This window comes from Lottiidibacillus patelloidae, from assembly GCF_002262935.1.
Lineage (GTDB): Bacteria > Bacillota > Bacilli > Bacillales > SA5d-4 > Lottiidibacillus > Lottiidibacillus patelloidae.
Window position 1 is genome coordinate 119,958 of record NZ_NPIA01000008.1, and the last position, 19,491, is coordinate 139,448.

The 19,491-nt window shown below is 35.9% G+C and carries 17 protein-coding genes; 3 read left to right on the top strand and 14 right to left on the bottom strand.

Annotation, left to right across the window (positions count from 1 at the left end; translation table 11 throughout):
- Positions 1 to 100: 100 nt before the first annotated feature.
- The 13 genes from CIB95_RS13775 to CIB95_RS13835 form a co-directional block, all read right to left on the bottom strand.
- Positions 101 to 1,090 (bottom strand): aliphatic sulfonate ABC transporter substrate-binding protein, encoded by a 990-nt coding sequence (locus tag CIB95_RS13775; RefSeq protein ID WP_094926089.1) that lies wholly within the window; start codon positions 1,088 to 1,090, stop codon positions 101 to 103.
- Positions 1,091 to 1,105: 15 nt separating this feature from the next.
- Entirely contained in the window at positions 1,106 to 1,861 is a 756-nt protein-coding gene (locus CIB95_RS13780; protein WP_094926091.1) for an ABC transporter permease, read from the bottom strand.
- A complete protein-coding gene (locus tag CIB95_RS13785) occupies positions 1,845 to 2,627 on the bottom strand; it encodes an ABC transporter ATP-binding protein (RefSeq protein ID WP_094926092.1) in 783 nt (260 codons plus the stop codon). The genes CIB95_RS13780 and CIB95_RS13785 overlap by 17 nt, the downstream gene beginning before the upstream one ends.
- A gap of 232 nt (positions 2,628 to 2,859) precedes the next feature.
- Positions 2,860 to 3,237, bottom strand: a complete 378-nt coding sequence (locus tag CIB95_RS13790) for a PH domain-containing protein (RefSeq protein WP_094926094.1) — start codon at positions 3,235 to 3,237, stop codon at positions 2,860 to 2,862.
- Between the two features lie 71 nt (positions 3,238 to 3,308).
- Positions 3,309 to 5,768 carry a serine/threonine protein kinase gene (locus CIB95_RS13795; RefSeq protein ID WP_233144146.1) on the bottom strand — a complete coding sequence of 820 codons (2,460 nt, stop codon included), beginning with the start codon at positions 5,766 to 5,768 and terminating at the stop codon, positions 3,309 to 3,311.
- A gap of 62 nt (positions 5,769 to 5,830) precedes the next feature.
- Entirely contained in the window at positions 5,831 to 7,015 is a 1,185-nt protein-coding gene (locus CIB95_RS13800; RefSeq protein ID WP_094926097.1) for a hypothetical protein, read from the bottom strand.
- Positions 7,009 to 7,608 carry an FHA domain-containing protein gene (locus CIB95_RS13805; protein ID WP_158217644.1) on the bottom strand — a complete coding sequence of 200 codons (600 nt, stop codon included), beginning with the start codon at positions 7,606 to 7,608 and terminating at the stop codon, positions 7,009 to 7,011. Before CIB95_RS13805 ends, CIB95_RS13800 begins: the two co-directional genes overlap by 7 nt.
- A 33-nt stretch (positions 7,609 to 7,641) precedes the next feature.
- The gene (locus CIB95_RS13810; protein WP_094926100.1) at positions 7,642 to 8,715 is read right to left on the bottom strand and encodes a serine/threonine protein kinase; all 1,074 of its coding nucleotides are present in this window, start codon (positions 8,713 to 8,715) and stop codon (positions 7,642 to 7,644) included.
- Positions 8,715 to 9,470 (bottom strand): FHA domain-containing protein, encoded by a 756-nt coding sequence (locus tag CIB95_RS13815; protein ID WP_094926101.1) that lies wholly within the window; start codon positions 9,468 to 9,470, stop codon positions 8,715 to 8,717. Before CIB95_RS13815 ends, CIB95_RS13810 begins: the two co-directional genes overlap by 1 nt.
- A gap of 22 nt (positions 9,471 to 9,492) precedes the next feature.
- Positions 9,493 to 10,224, bottom strand: a complete 732-nt coding sequence (locus tag CIB95_RS13820) for a PP2C family protein-serine/threonine phosphatase (protein WP_094926103.1) — start codon at positions 10,222 to 10,224, stop codon at positions 9,493 to 9,495.
- 1 nt (position 10,225) lies between these two features.
- On the bottom strand, positions 10,226 to 11,497 hold the full coding sequence (locus CIB95_RS13825) for a trypsin-like peptidase domain-containing protein (RefSeq protein WP_142296518.1): 1,272 nt from the start codon (positions 11,495 to 11,497) through the stop codon (positions 10,226 to 10,228).
- Positions 11,498 to 11,517: 20 nt separating this feature from the next.
- Entirely contained in the window at positions 11,518 to 12,477 is a 960-nt protein-coding gene (locus CIB95_RS13830) for a PP2C family protein-serine/threonine phosphatase (protein WP_094926106.1), read from the bottom strand.
- A 464-nt stretch (positions 12,478 to 12,941) separates the two neighbouring features.
- On the bottom strand, positions 12,942 to 13,235 hold the full coding sequence (locus CIB95_RS13835) for a YggT family protein (RefSeq protein WP_094926108.1): 294 nt from the start codon (positions 13,233 to 13,235) through the stop codon (positions 12,942 to 12,944).
- Positions 13,236 to 13,320: 85 nt separating this feature from the next.
- On the opposite strand from CIB95_RS13835, the gene CIB95_RS13840 reads away from it, so the two are divergent.
- On the top strand, positions 13,321 to 14,316 hold the full coding sequence (locus CIB95_RS13840) for a potassium channel family protein (RefSeq protein ID WP_094926110.1): 996 nt from the start codon (positions 13,321 to 13,323) through the stop codon (positions 14,314 to 14,316).
- A 427-nt stretch (positions 14,317 to 14,743) separates the two neighbouring features.
- On the opposite strand, the gene CIB95_RS13845 is transcribed toward CIB95_RS13840, so the two are convergent.
- Entirely contained in the window at positions 14,744 to 15,145 is a 402-nt protein-coding gene (locus tag CIB95_RS13845; RefSeq protein ID WP_094926112.1) for a YugN-like family protein, read from the bottom strand.
- A gap of 519 nt (positions 15,146 to 15,664) precedes the next feature.
- Here CIB95_RS13845 and CIB95_RS13850 point away from each other — a divergent pair.
- Both CIB95_RS13850 and CIB95_RS13855 read left to right on the top strand, forming a co-directional pair.
- A complete protein-coding gene (locus CIB95_RS13850; RefSeq protein WP_094926114.1) occupies positions 15,665 to 17,413 on the top strand; it encodes an ABC transporter ATP-binding protein in 1,749 nt (582 codons plus the stop codon).
- A complete protein-coding gene (locus CIB95_RS13855; protein WP_233144147.1) occupies positions 17,414 to 19,453 on the top strand; it encodes an ABC transporter ATP-binding protein in 2,040 nt (679 codons plus the stop codon). It begins immediately after the preceding gene.
- The last annotated feature ends 38 nt before the right edge of the window (positions 19,454 to 19,491 follow it).

The following is a 19,491-nucleotide window of genomic DNA, read 5'->3' on the forward strand; positions in this document are numbered from 1 at the left end:
TTTAAGATATAATCATCTTATTCAGAAAGTGAAAAAAGGCTTGGTCTCAATGACCAAGCCAACTAAAATTAGATTTTTTAACCTATAAGCTATCAAAATATTATTTAGATATAAATTGACGATTTATTAAGTCTGAGAAATCAGGCTGTTCTTTTAAAAACTTTAAGTGGAATGAAGAGTCAGCAAACGCTTGGATTGCTTCTTGATTAACTTCATATGTGAATCCAATTCGATTCCAAGCACTATCAATTACTGCTTTACTAAGCTCTTGCCCGGTAATTTCTTTTATCGCTTTAAGCGTAATTTCTTTCGCTTTTTCCGGACTTTCATTAATAAAAGCTGTTGCTTCCATATGAGCATCAACAATTTTTTGAACAAGTGCAGGGTTTTCATTAATTAACGTTCCTGAAGTTACTAGTACAGAAGCTGGTAATGTTTTACCAAAAGAAATTTCATCTGTATCAATGATTACTTTCGCACCTGTTTCTTGCTCTAAAACAGATGCCCAAGGTTCTGGTGCTACCGCAATATCAACTTTTCCAGCTAAAAACATTTGCACATATTGAGAAGGCTTTCCAGTTACGTGGCTCATCGACCCACCAATTCGATTTGAAGTAATCCCTAGTTCTTTTAAATATGTTTCGGCTTGCACATCATGAGTACAACCAACTCGAGGAGTTATAAACGTTTTTCCTGGAAAGTCATTCACTGAATTTATTCCACTATCTTTTCTAGCAAGTACTACTGTACCACCTGTAGATCCACCAGCAATGATTTTCACATCTGCGCCAGTAGAATAGTAGTTCATCGCTGGACCTGGCCCAACTAAACCAGCATGTATTTCACCTGTCGTTAAAGCTAACATAAACGAAGATCCATCTGGGAATGTACGATATTCAATAACTGTTCCATCACCTAAATGTTTTTCGAAGATGCCGTTCTCTTTCGCTACCATAGCTGGTACGTGATTTATATTTGGAAAATATCCAATAATAATCTTTTCATCTGTTGCACCGTTTTTCGTGCCACATCCTGCAAGAATCCCCGCAAATGTAAATAATGCTGTTAATACTAATAAGGTTTTTTTCATTTTAATTTCCTCCGATTATGAATTTAAGCCCCATCGCTTCATGACGGACTTTTCGATACGTTGAAAGACAAGTTGATCGGCAATTGCACCGATTACTCCGATAATAATCATTACTCCAACTACAAGAGCCATATTGTTGTAATCTGATGCAAAACGTAATGTGTAGCCTAGCCCAGGACCTGTGCTTAATAATTCACCGGCCATTAATGCACGCCACGCGAATGCCCAAGCAAGTCTTGCTCCTGTTACGACATATGGAATGGAGGCTGGAAAAATAACACGAATAAATAAGTCAATTCCCTTAACTCCCATCGTTTGTGCCGCTCTTATATAAAGAGGTGAAACATTTTTTACACCAGTACGGATATTGAGGGTCATTACAAATGTCCCACCTAAAACTACGATAAAAATTATTGCCGTTGTATTTAAACCAAACCATAGTGCCGCAAGTGGAAGCCAGACAATACTTGGGACACTTTGAAAAGCTAAAATTAATGATCCTAGTGTGTCATCTGCTGTTTTCGATTTTGCCAATAATATACCTAAACTAGTTCCTAAAATTAATGCAATTCCAAGTCCTAATAATAAGCGTTGAAAACTGGCTTCTAACGCATAAATTAATGTTTTATCTTGAAAACCGGTCACTAACGAATCTAAGACTTGTGAAGCTCCGGGAAAGAAAACGGAGTTCCAAAGATTTAGACGGAAACCACTTTCCCATAAAGCTATTACTATTGTAAAAAATATTAGCCTTTTAATTGTTGGAGTCATATTTTAATTCCTCACTTGCTACTTTGTCGATTTCTGTTTTTAAAAAGCTCATAATATGTTCCTCGAGCGCAACCATTTCTGCCTTTTTCCTTGGCCTTGGAATATCGACCTTGATATCTTCTAAAACCATACCAGGTCTCGTTGCCATCACGAGAATTCGATCTGAAAGTTTAATAGATTCCGTAATACTATGTGTTACAAATAGTACGGTTTTCTTCGTTTCAATCCAAATACGTTCCAGTTGATCGTGTAATAATGAGCGCGTTTGTTCGTCTAATGCGCCAAACGGTTCATCCATTAAAAGTACTTCCGGGTCCATTGCAAGTGCTCTAGCTATTGCAACACGTTGCTGCATCCCACCAGACAATTCATGCGGATAGTGAGAAAGGTAGTTTGATAGTTGGACCATTCGCAAATAATGAAGTGCTTTTTCTTTCGCTTTTTTATTATTCATTTCTTTTTTTAATGGAAACATGACATTATCCAAAACGTTTAACCATGGAAAAAGTGCTGCTTGTTGAAAGACCATACCTCGATCCTTCCCAGGTTTCGTAATCGTTTTGCCGCCAACAGTTACCACACCGGCAGTTGTCGTAGTAAGACCGGCGACAATATTTAATAACGTCGACTTTCCACATCCCGAAGGACCAAGAATGGAAACGAACTCACCTTTTTCTATCGTTACATTAATGTTTTTTAATATATCTACAGTGACTTTCTCTTTATTCGAAAATTGTTTATTTAAGTCTTTTATGTTTATAAACATATGCTCACCCTTTTTAATTCATACCTACTTTATCGGAATACATGGTTTTAATTATAGTATGATTTTTATGAAAGTCAAGTGAGGAATATTTTCCATCAAAAGAAGGCTTGTTGTTCTCCTATGCACAGGGGATGAGGGAGTGAATTTAACTGTGTAGCAACATATTTAAATGTGCAAAGGGCTGTTCAGAAAATCAGTTTTTACTGACTTTCTAAACAGCCCCTTGTTAATATTACTTTAATACATAATCTGCTAATACTTTTTGCAGTTCATAAATATTTAAGTTTTTATTAAATTGTTTTTGCAAAGGAGTACTACTACCAGATATCCAAATCTTTAATTCTGCATCTAAATCAAAGCTACCCGCTGTCTCAATACTAAAATGCGTTATATTTTTATATGGAATCGAATGATATTCTGTTTTCTTACCTGTTAGCCCTTGTTTATCAACTAACACTAACCGTTTATCTGTAAATATAAACATGTCTCGAATTAATTTGTACGCCTTTTCCACTCTTTCATTTGTAGCTAGTATATTTCCATACTCACGTGTTACATCTTCAATATTTACTTCAGATGCATTCCCAAGCATTCCATTAAAAATCCCCATCATTATCCCCCTTATTATTTTCCGCTATAAGTAACACTTCTTTACCTATCTTTGTATTCCTCTAATTGCAACTATTGCACCACTTGGAATCCTGTCATTTTCCAAGGTAATGACTCGTATGTTTTTATAAAAGTAAAGCTAAATGAGACTGTTTCATCATAGCTTTGATTGGCATCTTTATATTTAAAACTTTTAGAAACCGTTGCTCTCGCTTCGTTCCCATTTATTTCATCAATGGTTATGCTATTTACGACTACCTCACTAAATTCATATGCCTCAAATATTCCTTTATAATAATCAAAAATACTATTATATTGCTTTGATCCTGCTTGCAATGAGAACGTGCTCATACAGCCATCAAAATCTTCCGCTAACTCCGCTAACATTAAAAAATAAATCGTTCTTTCTATTTCCGCTTCATCCGATTTATCTGCAATATTTCCTAAAACAATTTGATCAATGACATCAATATCTGGGTGTGTGTAGCCAGCTTCTTTTAACGTTATAAAATCATCTGCAATTACATCTGACATTCGCTGCCCATTATAATCAAAATCTTTTAAATAGCGATACCATGAAAACGCACTCTTGAATTGATCTGTTAATAAGAATCCATGTGCTAAATTCAATTGGACAATTTTGTTTGTAACATCATATTGATACGCCTTTTCACTAGAGGAGATTGAATCTTTCGGCAAATTATTCAACAGTTGATACCAAGATAAATTTCCGTACACTTCACTCAAAATTTCATTATCGTCATATCCATTTCGATTAATTAATTCTTCAAAAATAGTAACACTATCGACACTGTCTTCTAGTGAATAATAAGTGAAGTTCAAGTCAGCTTTTACTGCTGCCATTAAGTTTGCCAAATATCCTTCTGCAATACGCGCATCAATGCTCCCATTATAGTGATAAAGTATTTTTGCCATTTCTCTGGCTTGAATATATTTTCTTAGAGCCGCTTCGCTTTGTCCTTGATTTGCTAACGTAATTCCATCATTTGAATATTGATTAATGATGTTCATCTGCTCTGTGTAAATGGTATTAACATCTACTGGAAGTTCTACCCCTTTATTTACATAAAGGTCGACTGGACTATTCTTTCCAAGTTTTTGTTCTGGTTCTATCGATTGGGAAAATACCCTTCCTGACTTTGTAATTAAGTTTTCTTCATAAATAATTTGACCAACAGTTAGACCTGCTTGTTGCAAAATTGTAATTGCTTGTTGCTCTTCCAAATTGTAAAGTAACGGCACACTAACTTGAACGCTATTATCGATTGCAGGCTTATCTGGTGTGTCATTTTGGTCTGGTTCTTCTACAGCAGGGTTTGGATCAGGATCATTATTAGTAGGAGGTATATCATTACTCGCAACAGGCTTTTTATCACTCCATAAATAATAGGCAATTGCACCAGTAGCAGAAAATAATAGCAAGAAACATGCAAGTACTACACCTAGGAATAATTTCCCTTTTTTCTTCTTGTTAGTTTGCTGGAATTGTTGACCGAATTCACTATGAGCAACTGTTCGATGTTGCCCTTCATTTGTGAAGGAAGATTGCATTGCCACCGTTTTGTGAACGTGACTATCACCTGAAAGTAATGCTTGTTGAAAGGCTTCCATCGTTTGATAACGATTAGCTGCTTTTACTGATAGTGCTTTTTGTAGGGCTAGTTCAGCATGATGGGGGATTTTCACTCCTAATCTTGATGGTAGTTGTAATGTCTCTTCCTCTAATCTGTCCAACGATTCAGGGGGAACATTACCTGTTAATACTCGATAAAACGTTGCCGCAAGTCCGTAAATATCTGTCCACGGTCCTTGATTTCCGCGACTTCGATATTGCTCTTCCGGGGCATAGCCAGGTTTTAGTATGACGGACATACTCTTATTGTTATTATTCATGGCATGTCTAGCAGCCCCGAAGTCAAGCAGCTTTACTTCTCCTTGCATCGTAATATATATGTTATCTGGACTAATATCACGATGTAAAATTCCATCTTTATGAACGGTTGCTAGCGCATCCATAACAGGAGTCATTATTGCTAACGCTTGGTCAAAAGGCAGTTTCCCACCAAATTGTGAAAGATAGTTTTTTAAATCGACCCCTTCTAAATAATACATCACTAAATAAGCCGTTCCGTTCGCTTTGAAAAAGTCTCGAACAGATACAATTCCAGGGTGGTTATTATACTTAGCAATTATTTTTGCTTCTTCCAAAAATTTATCCATCCCACTATTAAATTGAGACTTTACGTAACCAGTGTAGAAAGTTACCTCTTCTTCCCCAGCACTTCTAGTAGCAAAATCTTTTGGCATATATTCCTTGATTGCTAGTTTCATATCTAAATGAAGATCCCAGCCTAAATACGTAATTCCAAAACCGCCTTGGCCTAAAACACGTCCAACAATATATTTTTCTTGTAAAACGGTGCCTGGCACCAAATGTTGCGGTGATTCAGGCATTGTACCTTCTTCCCAGCCACAGTTCGAGCAGACTTTATCAGATCCTTTTTTGAACATACACCCCATGCAAAAATTATTTATCTCGCTCATCCCATCACCCCTTCTACCAGAGAGCGCTTTTATTTATTACGTCTTTTCTTAATGAATAAAGCAATGAACACATACGGAAAGTACATTATTGCAATGTACAGAACAAGGAGAAGATACGTAATGATAAATCCATAACCTCCTAGCCATTCTCCATTTGCAAATATCGGGAAAAGTTCCACAAAAATTAAATAGGTAAAAAGAACAATAAAACTTACAGAAAACACGGAAGCAATTGGACCAATTAACCAGTGAATCCACCATTTATTAACACGGGTCATCAAGTAAACGACTAAAAGCAGCAAAAGTGTCGCAATAAAGAATAAAAATAAAAAAGCAATGAAATCGTAACTTGATTTATCTACAATATTGCCGATTAGCCCCTTTTTGCTCATGTAAGAAAACGTTAAGTTTTCGTCGGGTAAGGTCGCATAAGTTGCGGAATATATGTCATATTTATTTTTATCAAACGTCTTGGAAGAAGGTACTAAATGATTATTGATGGTAAAGTTTAAGTTCGAAGCAAAATATGAATCTTTCGGAACGAGAATATTAATTGATAGATTATGAAACTCTTTCCAGACAGTTGCTGGTTGGAGCAAATATTCGTAAATATAAACATCATTAATATATTGATGATCATCCATCCCAAATGACTGTTTATATTGAAGACGAACGATTACTTTGGAAGCTGGTGGAAAAATAACTGGGAATGTTGCTATCGTCGATAATTCAATCATGTCGTAATTTTTCCAATCTTTATTTTTGCTTCCTGTGATCGGATCAATATACGTATATCCATTCGCACCAAATTCTTTTAAGAAATCCTCATAACGCTCTCGCTCTTGCTCTATTTCAATCATTTCATCTGATAATAGCTCGCCATCAATTGAAATTTGAATGTTTTCTCCATTGCCGAATGAATGAAATGGAAAAGCTAGAATTTCTTCAACAACTTCATTTGTAGGATTATAAAAGGTATATTCCACAGTAACTTCTGCAGGTGCAAATCCATCCTGTAAGACGAACTGTAATTTTTCCTCTTGTACGATGATTGGAGTATCTTTTTTCGGAATTAGCACTCCAGTTGGTTCGGGTTGATTTATCGGCGCACTATTCGCTAACACTTCCCCATAAGGAACAAGTAGCATAAAAACTAGTAAGAATGAAAAAAGTATTCTGCCGAAAACGGACCTTTCATATCTGCCGTTTACCAATCAAAATCACTACCACATAATGGTACGAACATTATTTTCGATTCACCTAATTCAATAATGTCGCCTTTTTTTAATGGTGTTGAGTAATCAACCGCTTCATCATTAACATAAACGATCCCACGGCCACCTCCAGCAAGAAGGCGAAAATCTTTCTTTTTCGGATCATAAACAACAGTAGCATGATTATCTCGTGAAATCGTATCGTCTCCTGATATTTGTATATCATTGCTCGCTGAACGACCAATGGTGTTTTTTTCTGTATGAATGCGGTAATCTTGCCCTCGATCTTTTCCTTCAATACAAACAAACCAACCGACAACTGGGTCTATTCCTTCTTTTTTCACAAAAAGCCCTACCGTTTTCCCTTCATCCGATGGTGGACGAACTATTGGTTTCCCACCTGTAATTTCTGCGCCTTGGACGTTTGGTTGACCGACTGTTTTTTGTGCATTCATACTTTGAAAACTACTTTGCTGTGGAGGTGTAATTCCAGATGTTTTCCCATGATTACTACTTTGATTTTGACAGTGTGGGCATGATGCGTTTACAGAAGGATTATAGAAATGACCACTTGCACATTGAACCATACTCATAATAAAACCTCTCCTTTTCATATATTCATCGTTTTATAAAATTATTTTTAGAAAAATAATGACTGTTATCATAATAATGAGCCATCCCCAAGTTGGTAGTTTGTTTATATGGATTTCATTTGTATTGTTTTGTTGCACGTCTGGGATCAATAAAGCTTTTTTCCACTCAGAGACAGATTGATAACGGTTTTCCCCACGGACTTCTAAACAACGCATTAAAGCACTTTCCATATTCTTACCAATCACTACGCCAAGTTTAGAAGGCGGAAGCAATGTATCCTTCTCTAATCTATTCATTGCATCCACAGGGATTTTTCCAGTAATCGCTCGATAAAATGTTGCTGCTAAGGCATAGAGATCTGTCCAAGGTCCTATTTTTCCCTTGCCACGATACTGCTCTTCTGGTGTATAGCCTTGTTTAAATACAATCGAAAAAGGTTGTTGTTTTTGCTTCATCGCATATCTCGCAGCACCAAAATCGATTAATTTCACTTGACGATTGGGTAAGATTACTATGTTGTCAGGACTTATATCTCGATGTAGCATGCCTACTTCATGAACTGCTCTTAACGTATCCAACACAGGTAGTAAAATTGCCATTGCTTCTTCTACTGGCATCTTTTTTCTCTCTTTAAGAAGATCTAACCACGTTTTACCTTCTAAATATTGCATTGCCATATATGCAGTATGATTAGAAAAAAAGTAATCATACACAGCTACAATACCGGGATTTCGATTAAAAGTTGCCAGTGCTTTCGCTTCATCAAGAAAACGATTTAAGCCATATTCGTACACTTCGACATGCTCTTTCCTGATACTCACCTCATGCTTATCATTTCTACTAGAAATATCCATCGGAAAGTATTCTTTCAGTGCTACTATAATTTGATTGTTTATATCCCAGGCAGCATACGTAATACCAAATCCACCTTGCCCTAGTACTTTACCAATGACATACTTATTTTCAATAACCGTTCTTAATGGGAGATGATTTCGTTGTACCTTTTTTTCTAGTTTTGAAACTGGACCACATTTCTCACAATTTAATAGCGTACCATCTAAATTCGCAAAACAGGCAGGGCATCTTTCTTCCAACGTTGTCATCATTAATTACCTGCTGATATTTCAAAAATTTGTTGCTCTTCCATGTTTCCAATTTTAATTTTTGTTGCGCTATCGTTGGAAAACTCTTGAGAGCTAAGTATTGATGTCCATTGATGGTGAGCACTATTCATATAAAAAGTTCCATTCGTAGATTGTAAGTCTTCGACAATTACAAGCTTATAATTTGTAGGGTGCAACGAAATTCTAGTATGTGACTTAGATACGCTTGGTGAATCTATAATAATATTGGCCACAGCCGCATCTCTGCCTATAATAATCCCCTCGCTCGGAATAGGAATAACGGCATCTTGGTAACTACCACTTTTCCCTATTAAAAATGAGGTAGACCCTACTAAATTGTAATTGTTATTTTGCACGTTCCTAGTTTGTTTAGGAGCATTTTCAAGCGGCATTGATTTGTCGAAAGCCATAAAAAATAATGGTACTCCAATTAAAATTGTTCCAATTCCATACAACCAAAAGTCTTTTCCTAACCTTTCAGCAATCTTTCCGAATGCGTACACACCGTAAATGAAGGAACCGACAAATGGGATTAAAATGATTAATAAATAGTGCGTTGGCAGGCGAGTCATTTTATGGACTAAATAAATGTTATAAAAAGGAATCATGTATTCCCAAAACGTCCCAACTCCAAATTTTTTCCCTAACCGAAACAAACAGTAAACAACGGCACAATATAAACCGATTGAGAAGATTAATGTAAGGAAGAACATGAAAACTGCTTGTATTAACTCCACGATTGGTCACCTCATTTAGCTTTTACTCTTTGCAAAATATTGCTATTGCTGTGTAATTGTCGTAATTTCCAGTTGCCCTTTTTAACAATCTGCCTTCCATCATTTCTAGCCATTTTTCAGGTGTATCAGCTTTCAAAAAGTCTACTTCCATTTCTTCTTCATAAACGTATTCCCAAAAACCGTCACTACAAAGTAAAAAAGCATCCCCATTTTCTAGTCGACTTTCAAGAGAAATCGTTGTTGGTCGACAGATATCCTCTTTTCCAATGGAGCGGAGAACTTTATTGCGATCTTCGTGGAAACGAATTTCCTCTTTCGCAATCTCTCTATTGTTGGCTAGCACTTGAACAACACTATGATCGATCGTCTGAGAAACTATTTTTCCTTGCTTAAAGTAATAACACCGCGTGTCACCGATATGAGAAATCACTGTCTTCTCAATATTTGTACAAAGGGCAACTGCAGTAGCTTTCATCTGATTTAATGTAATATTTTCTTGTTGTTCCTTTCGTATTTGAGTATTTGCATAAGCAAAACACGTTTGAATAGCCTCTTCACTTACTTCAAAATTCCCCTTAAATTTCTCAATCATTAACTCGACAGAACGTTTAGCTGCTATTTCTCCACCACGGTGACCACCTAAACCATCAGCCACTACCCAAAGATACCTGCTTCCTTCTTCAAATGAGCCACAAGCGTCTTCGTTTACCATTCTTCCACCTGTCATTGTCAACGCGAATGTATCAAATTTCATGTTATTGCTCCAATCGAACTTCAAACATTACTTCTGGACTACCTAAGAAAAATTTTTGTCCTGCATGAATCTTCGTTTTATTGTTAGGTGAAAGCCTTTGCCCATTAAGGAACGTGCCATTTGTCGACCCATGATCAATAATAAAGAGTTGTTGCACCGCTTCATCAAACGTGATCGAACAATGCGTACTGCTAATATTGGGCGAGTTAATAATTAACTGACTTGTTTCTGGATTCCTTCCGATCGTAATGGACTGAAGGACTGTGAATGTTTGACCTGAATAAGGACCAGTAACTCCCAGTAAAATTGGGATGCACTCTTTCTTATTAGCAATAGGCGCATGCTGAGACGATTGGTTCATGTTTGGCATGACGCGACGGCTCACATTTTTTACGATGACACGACCTTTTTTTGTTAACGATAATAGCAATGCCACTCCAGCTAAAATGACAGCCATAATTACTAAAATAAACGTTAACTTATCTAATAAAGTAGATCCTCCTGTTGAAGGTATATTTCTTCCTTCTACTTTGTAATCAATTCCTAATTTATCAAGTTCCACTAAAAGTTCATCCGCTTGAATCGACCAACCGATATTATCTCCTTTACGAACACGGTCTTCAATTTGTTGACCATTCTCATCAATAATTACTCCCATAACAAGTGAAGCCATACTATTTATACCAATGACCGCTCCGCTTTCTGTGAAGAGTGGTCCACCTGAGTTTCCAGGATTAATCGGTGCATCTGTTTGATATAAAGCTACCCCTTCTTTTGTTCGAACTTTAGCACTAATGATTCCTTTAGAAACTTTCACTGTCGTTAACGTTTCATTATCTAAAAATGACTCTGCCGCGGCTCCAGGGAACCCCATAACGAAAACAGTATCAGCCACCTCAACATCTTTTTCTCTCGTAAATGTTACCGCTGGACGATTTAACTTTGTTGGCGTTTTTAATACTGCTAAATCTTTTACATCAGAGGCCCAGATAACTGTGACAGGGATTACTTCTTCTGGTGATAAAATGACATGCACCGGTTGCCCTTGCCCACAAGCAATGACATGATGGTTTGTCACGACATGGTCTGAGTTTCCAATAACAAACCCTGTACCAATGCCTATGTTTCCAGTAGTTAGATCCCCGCAAGTAATTAAAACCGTACTAGATTGCATTTCGTCGGTACTAATCGCCTGTGAAACTAAAGGCGTAAATATGCTAATAACAAAAATACTTACAAATAATATGACCACCTTCGTTTTTCTTTTCCACATCCTACACACCTTCTTTCCTCCTACTCATTACTTTTATTAAATAGATTCCAATGAAAATTTATTCTGTTGTTGTCTTTCATGTACAAATCGTAAATAAAATACCCTCCTACAGAAAGTAAAAAAATGAGTGATAAAGATAAAAGAACTTTTCTGGTTTTCTTCTTATTTTGATTTGGTAGTTGTTCTTTTGGTGGTGGGAGCCTTTCTGTCTTACTAATTTCTTTCTTAAACGTAAGCAATGCAACAGTGACATTATCTTGATACGGATGGTTTTTTTCTAACACAGCAGACACGAGCTTTTGACACGTATTTTCCTCAGCGTTTAATAATATATCTTTCATTTCTCTTTCGTCTAAAAATCCATATAATCCATCACTACATAGCAACACTTTATCTCCAGCCTGTAGTTGAAGTGGTTTAATATTGTAATCTACTAAACTAAGATTTTCTAAGCCGATAAAGCTTGTTAATGCATCTTTTTGTGGATGTAATTGTATTTGCTCTCTAGTTATTTGCTCATTTTTCAATTCATTAAATAGTTCTTTTTCGTAGACGTGATCTTCTGTTAATTGTGTTAATACGTTATTTCGTAACAAATAGATTCTACTGTCCCCTACTGAAATCCAATAAAGTTCGTTGTTGTGAATGGTTGTTGCAATTAAAGTCGTACCAATTTGTTGTTGTAAATTTTCCTTTTTGGCAAATTTATTTACAGCGATATTCGCTTCGACTAATGCCCCATATAAAAGTTGTGGTATCGTTCCTACTTTAGTTACGTCTTGAAAACTTTCTAAGAAAGTTTGAACTGCAATTGCACTAACATCTTGTCCATGTGATAAACCACCCATGCCATCAGCTATTATTGCTAAATGACCTCTTTTTTGAATCATTTCTTCATCGTCAAAAATTGAAAAACGAAAGGCATCTTCTTGTAGTTTTCTTGCTCCAATATGTTGGGCATTATCGGGAATTATGTGCATTTATTCACCTCTATTCTTCGTTTAATTAAAGCGTATGGAAAGACATATGAAGTGGATATAAAAGTGTTGAGAAGAGTGAAGTTAACCTTAGAAGTGAAGTAATTAGGAAGAGGAGTAAAAATCACTTTTTCCCCTTAACTTTTGTATTCTTTTTATTTTTAATTTCCTTAGCCTTTTTATAAAGATCCACTGTAGTTGCAACTAATGAAACAAAAACTAGAATACGTAACAAATTAATAAAAAAGTCGGTCATAATAGTGCCCCTTTACTCTATATGAAACTATTTCGAAAGTATTACATATTTAATTTATGGACTTATTTTCCTTTTTATAACTAGGCAGAAAAAAAATAAGAAAAGCTGAAGCTAAGCAAATAAAAAAAGCTTCCTACAATTAGGAAGCTCCTTGACATTATTTAACTCATCCGACTATTACCAGATATTTTCTTAGTAATTTATCAATCTACTAGCTATTAAACTTTTCAATAATTTGCGTAATTGCAAATGCCAGCAAACTATACACAAGTAAAGCGAACAGTGCTGAGAACTCAAGCACAAAAGACCCATCTAATTTTGGAGATGGAAAGATCCCTTTAAATGGATATAGTAGCGGTTCACTTGTTTGGTAAACCCAATTGACAAAAGGTGCATTTTCATTTGCACCAAATAACTTTAATATAATTCTAAATCCTAATACTAGCTCAGCAATCGCCAAGATTGTATGTACACCAGTAATCATCATATTTTTAGAAAATTTCATTCAAATCTCTCCTTTGCTATTTTCATGTTTACAGATGCCAGCAATGGAAATAATGATATGAGAAGTTCGCAGGGGGAATGGCCGAATGAGTATTTCCAATATGCTAGCCAGCTTTTTTCGCTTACATGTAGTTATTCGCTTATTAATCATTATTATGGGGGTACTTTTCATATTTGGCAGTTTAGCCCATCTGATTGAGCCTGAAGTGTTTCCAACTATTTTTGATGGGTTATGGTGGGCTATTGTAACAACATCTACTGTTGGTTACGGTGATCTTGTTCCTCAATCACCTTTAGGAAAAGTGCTTGCAGTATTTCTTATTTTAGCTGGAGCCGGTTTTGTAACATTTTACATGGCACAGCTTTCAAAACATGTCATTGAGGCACAAAATGCAGCTCGGGATGGCCAAATGACTTTTAATGGAAAAAATCACATTATTATCGTTGGTTGGAATACTAGAACCAAAAATATTATTCAACACATACAAACAAAAGCGAAAAATATATCTATTGTTCTAATAGATGGTACAGTGAAAAATAACCCTATCCATTCTAATAAGGTCCATTTTATTAAAGGCGATTCAACGCAAGATAAAACACTGCGACAAGCTAATATTACATTCGCAAGCACGCTTTTAATTACTGCAGATCAAAACAAAAATGAACTCCAAGCTGACATGCATTCAGTTTTAACCTTAATTGCAGCTAAAGGGATTCATCCAAATATCTATGCCATTACCGAAATATTAACGACGGATCAAATAAATAACGCTTGGCGTGCAGGTGCTGACGAAGTCATGGAAAGCAATATGTTTTTAAGTCATGTGATGACAAATAGTCTGTTAGAGCGCGGTATGGCTGATATCGTAATGTTGTTACTTGATCAGTTGCATGGTGACAAGTTTTCCTTTCAAACCATTGATGATAAATGGATCGGAAAAACATTCCATGTTGCTGCTGCCCATTTTTTAGGAGAACACAAAGTTTTAATTGGTATAAAACGTAGTAAGGAATGCTATGTTAACCCATCAATTTCCTTTGTCATCGAAAAGGATGATAGCTTTATCCTTATTGAACATTAACTACATGTACAAGGTAAAAAAGGGGATTGTAGAGAATTATTTCTCTAAGTAAATCGTAACAAACTTGAGACGAAGTCTTCAAGAATTATGCTTTTGCTTCTTAGCTATTAAGAAAAGTGAAATAATTAATGCGTTGCTTAATACCTAAAGTTTACAAGAAAAAAGGCATAATTCCTTATAAATTTATAAGGGGATTATGCCTTTTTTACAAAATATAAAATATTAATTTTATCGGATGATTGAAGCTAAAGGCACGAGACTCCTGCGGGAAAAGCAACAGCTGAAGACCCCACAGGAAGTACTTTTTCCGAGGAGGCTAAAGCGTTGCCCGCGGAAAGCGAGTGCTTGTATCCGACTATACTGCTCGTTGTCAAAGAAGCAACTTTTCCGTTGCCTCTCTTTTAGGAATGTGCCTTTTTTCATATGTTTAAAGTAAAATTTGCTCTAATTCTTTTATGTGTTGCTTCCCTTCCTCAATTAATTCCTTTGGAAATTCAGCATCTGGATCTTGCGGCTCTGAAAACTGATTAAACGTTCCGGAAAAAGTACCCGTTTCTGCATAATCGTCTAAGCCTCTTTGATATTTATGAGATAGTAAAAATGGTTTTCCAAGTTTGACACGACATCCATCAGACCCGACTGATCCATCTACCGCTTCGAATGGTAAACGAACAAACTGATAACCGACCTCTCCACTCAATTTGTAATCAAAATAACCATGGTCGTAGTCCCAGTTTCCACCTATTACATACCCTAAAGGCTTTAACTGATTTTCTAAGTCGATTAATTTAAATTCCATGTTCTCTAAATGAGAAGAAACAGCAATCATCGAACATCATCCTCCTTATATTCCCTATCTTTATCGTTTCCAAAAAGCATAAAATAAACCATTTAGAGAAAACAAAAATAAATTTACCTAATATTTTCAAAAAACGGTTGACGTATCCATGTAACCGCTTTAAACTTAAAAGGGAATTAATAGAAATTATGAAAAGGAGGGTATCACACATGTACAATGTAAAAATTGCTTTAAATGTACAACATCATACTTTATGTGACCCGCCTATGAATTCGTTACAGTAAACTAACTATTGTTTATATTAGCGTAGGTCACGTCCGTGGCTTGCGCTATTTTTATGTCTTTAGATAGATTTTGGCATAGTGCATCCGTTGCACTATGCCTTTTTTTGTGCAAATGGCGTGTTCAAAAGTTAACTGTTCTAACGATGCATTTTTAGGTGAAACATAACAAAGGAGGTTTTTTAGATCATGATTATATTTAAGGTGTTGAACCAATAACAGAATTTAAGTAGAAAATAGCAACACGATTTGCAAAGGGGGATTTTCATTGTTCACTATTTTTAAAAAGCTTTCATGGTTTTTCAAAAGAGAATGGAAGCGCTACACGATCGCAATTAGTATTTTAATTTTTGTCAGTTTTTTAGACGTCATTCCACCTAAGATTATCGGGATGGCGATTGATGATATTCAGTTCGGAAGACTTACTCCAGAAAGGTTAATGGAACTTTTATTATTTTTTGGCGGTTTAATTATTGTAAGTTATCTTGTGACGTATACGTGGATGTACAAACTTTTTGGCGGTGCATTTCTAGTCGAAAGACTGATGCGTTCAAGATTTATGAAGCACTTACTTAATATGACACCAACTTTTTATGAAAAAAATCGTACCGGAGATTTAATGGCAAGAGCGACGAACGATTTAAAAGCAATCTCGATGACAGCTGGGTTTGGAATATTAACTCTAATTGACTCGACTGTATTTATGTTCGTTTTAATTGGCGTAATGGGATTCTTAATTTCATGGAAGCTAACAATTGCTGCCTTACTTCCAATGCCGATAATGGCAATAGCAATGAATCGCTACGGTAAGAAAATTCATAAACATTTCACGGCTGCCCAAGATGCATTCGGAGATATGAATGACAATGTGTTAGAGTCAATAGCTGGTGTTCGAGTAAATCGTGCTTACGTGCAAGAAAAAGCAGATGAGCAACGTTTTGCTGATATGACAGAGGACGTTTATAAAAAGAACATCAATGTTGCAAAAATAGATTCTTTATTTGAGCCAACCATTAAAGTACTAGTTGGTTTAAGTTATGTTATTAGCTTAGGATATGGGGCATATCTCGTATTTAAAAACGAAGTTACATTAGGAGAGTTAGTATCATTTAACGTTTATTTAGGGATGTTAATTTGGCCAATGTTTGCAGTTGGTGAACTAATAAATGTCATGCAACGTGGTAATGCATCATTAGACAGAGTAAATGAAACATTGTCTTATGAAGCTGATGTTAAAGATATCGATGAACCAATAATACTCGAAAGGCCCGGAACAATAGCTTTTAAAGATGTTACATTCCGCTATCCTTCTTCAACGACAGATAACTTACAAAACGTTTCCTTCACAATAAAGCGTGGAGAAACATTAGGTGTTGTTGGAAAAACAGGCAGTGGCAAGACAACAATTTTGAAACAACTATTACGAGAATACCCACTAGGAACAGGAGAAATTTCAATTTCCAATGTGAACTTGGAAAAAATTCCTTTAGATAAACTACATGGATGGGTTGGCTACGTACCTCAGGAACAAATGCTCTTTTCTAGAACGATTAGAGAAAACATTTTATTCGGTAAAAAAGATGGTAACGATGAAGATATCAATCATGCGCTTGATCTTGCCTCTTTCAAAAGCGACTTACACACACTTCCACAAGGTCTTGATACTTTAGTTGGCGAAAAAGGTGTCGCTTTATCAGGTGGACAGAAACAGCGTGTGTCAATAGCAAGAGCACTAATAAAAGATCCAGAAATTTTAATGTTAGATGATGCCATGAGTGCGGTTGATGGAAAAACAGAAGCAACGATTATATCTAACATTCGCCATGAACGAAAAGACAAAACGACGATCATTTCAGCACATCGTTTGTCGGCAGTGGAACATTCTGACCTTATTATTGTTCTTGATCAAGGGAAAATAATTGAAAAAGGAACACATGAAGAACTATTAAAACAAGGCGGATGGTATAAAGAACAATTTGATAAGCAACAAGCAGAAGCAAACAGCGAGGTGAACTAATTGAGTAAAAATAACCATACACAAAAAACAGGTAAACGTCTTCTTGCCTATGCTCTTAACTTTAAGTCAATTATTATTATTGCTTTATTAATGTTAACTGTAGCAGTAGCAGCCGAGCTTACAGGTCCTTTTATTGCAAAGAAGATGATTGACGATAATATTTTAGGAATTGAGAATCCGTGGTACGAAACAACTTCCTCTGACAGTGATACAGTCACTTATGAAGGAACAACGTATAAAAGAGGCGATCGCTTTTTAGCTGGTGAAGAAAAAGGAACTCTCATTCAAATCTTACAAGTTAAACGATCGTACTACATTGTTAATGAGAAGGTACAATTCGATGGTAGTAGAAGTTACGATAATGGAAAAATCACGATAACTTCAGGAGAAAAAACGGCGACATATTCAGCAGAAAAATTATCAGGAACTGAGCTCTTTAATTTTTATCGTCCGGAAATCGATAATATTATTTTCTTACTTGCTATTTATGTTGGGCTGCTAGTCTTTGCATCGTTTTTCCAATATGGAAAGTCCGTGTTGCTCCAGACTGCAGCAAACCGCATAATTCAAAAAATGCGCAAAGATGTTTTTGCACAAATCCAACGGGTGCCAATCAATTATTTTGATAATCGCCCCGCCGGTAAAATTGTTGCCCGGATTACGAATGATACAGAAGCAATCCGTGAGCTTTACGTAAAAGTATTAGAAACATTTTTTACAAGTACGATTTATATGACTGGGATTTATATCGCCCTATTTTTACTTGATGTAAAACTAGCTTTAATTACAACGTTATTAATCCCAATCATGATCATTTGGTTTATTCTATATCGCAAATATGCATCACATTTTAATCACATGATTCGGACACGTGTAAGTGATTTAAATGGAATAATAAATGAATCTATTCAAGGGATGCCAATCATCCATGCCTTCCTCCGTAAAAAGGAAACAAAGGAGGAGTTCGAAAAATTAAATCATGAGCATTATTCGTATCAAAATCGTTTACTAAATTTAAATGCTTTAACATCTCATAACTTAGTTTTCGCCTTACGAAATGTCGCTTTCGTCGCATTAATTTGGTATTTCGGTGGAAAATCACTAGAAGCTACAACAATCATTTCAGTCGGTGTATTATACGCTTTCGTTGATTATTTAAACCGACTTTTCCAACCAGTTACAGAAGTTGTAAATCAATTAGCACAGTTAGAGCAGGCCCGCGTTGCTTCAGAACGTGTATTTGAACTGTTAGATGCTGAAGGTGAAGATGTCAAAGAAGGAACGATGCCAAGGTATGATGGAAATGTTTCCTTTAACAACGTTTCATTTGCCTATAAAGACGATGAGTACGTTTTAAAAAATATTTCCTTTGAAGCAAAAAAAGGAGAGACAGTTGCCTTAGTAGGTCATACTGGATCAGGAAAAAGTTCTATTATGAACTTACTATTTCGTTTTTATGATCCACAAAAAGGATCCATTTTGGTTGATGGGAAAGAAGTAACTTCTATGCCAAAACAACATTTACGTAAGCATATGGGAATCGTTCTGCAAGATCCGTTTTTGTTCACTGGGACGATTGCTTCAAATGTAACGTTACAAGATCCTTCCATTACAAAAGAAATCATGGAAAAGGCCCTTCGAGATGTTGGAGCAGAAGATTTTATAAAGCGATTACCTAAAGGTTATGACGAACCAGTTATTGAAAAAGGTAGTACTTTGTCAGCTGGACAACGTCAGCTCATCTCTTTTGCACGAGCACTTGCCTTTAACCCAGCAATTTTAATCCTTGATGAAGCGACAGCAAGTATAGATACAGAAACAGAAGCTATCATTCAAGATGCACTTGAAGTGTTGAAAAAAGGACGAACAACATTTATTATCGCACATCGTCTTTCAACGATTAAAAACGCAGATCAAATTCTTGTCCTTGATAAAGGGAAAATCGTCGAAAGAGGTACACATGATGAACTTCTTGAGCATGGTGGAAAGTATTATCAAATGTATGAAATGCAGCAAGGCAAACAAGTAAATGCTGTTTAACAAATGGCGGTGTGATTTTTGCACCGTCTTTTCTTGTA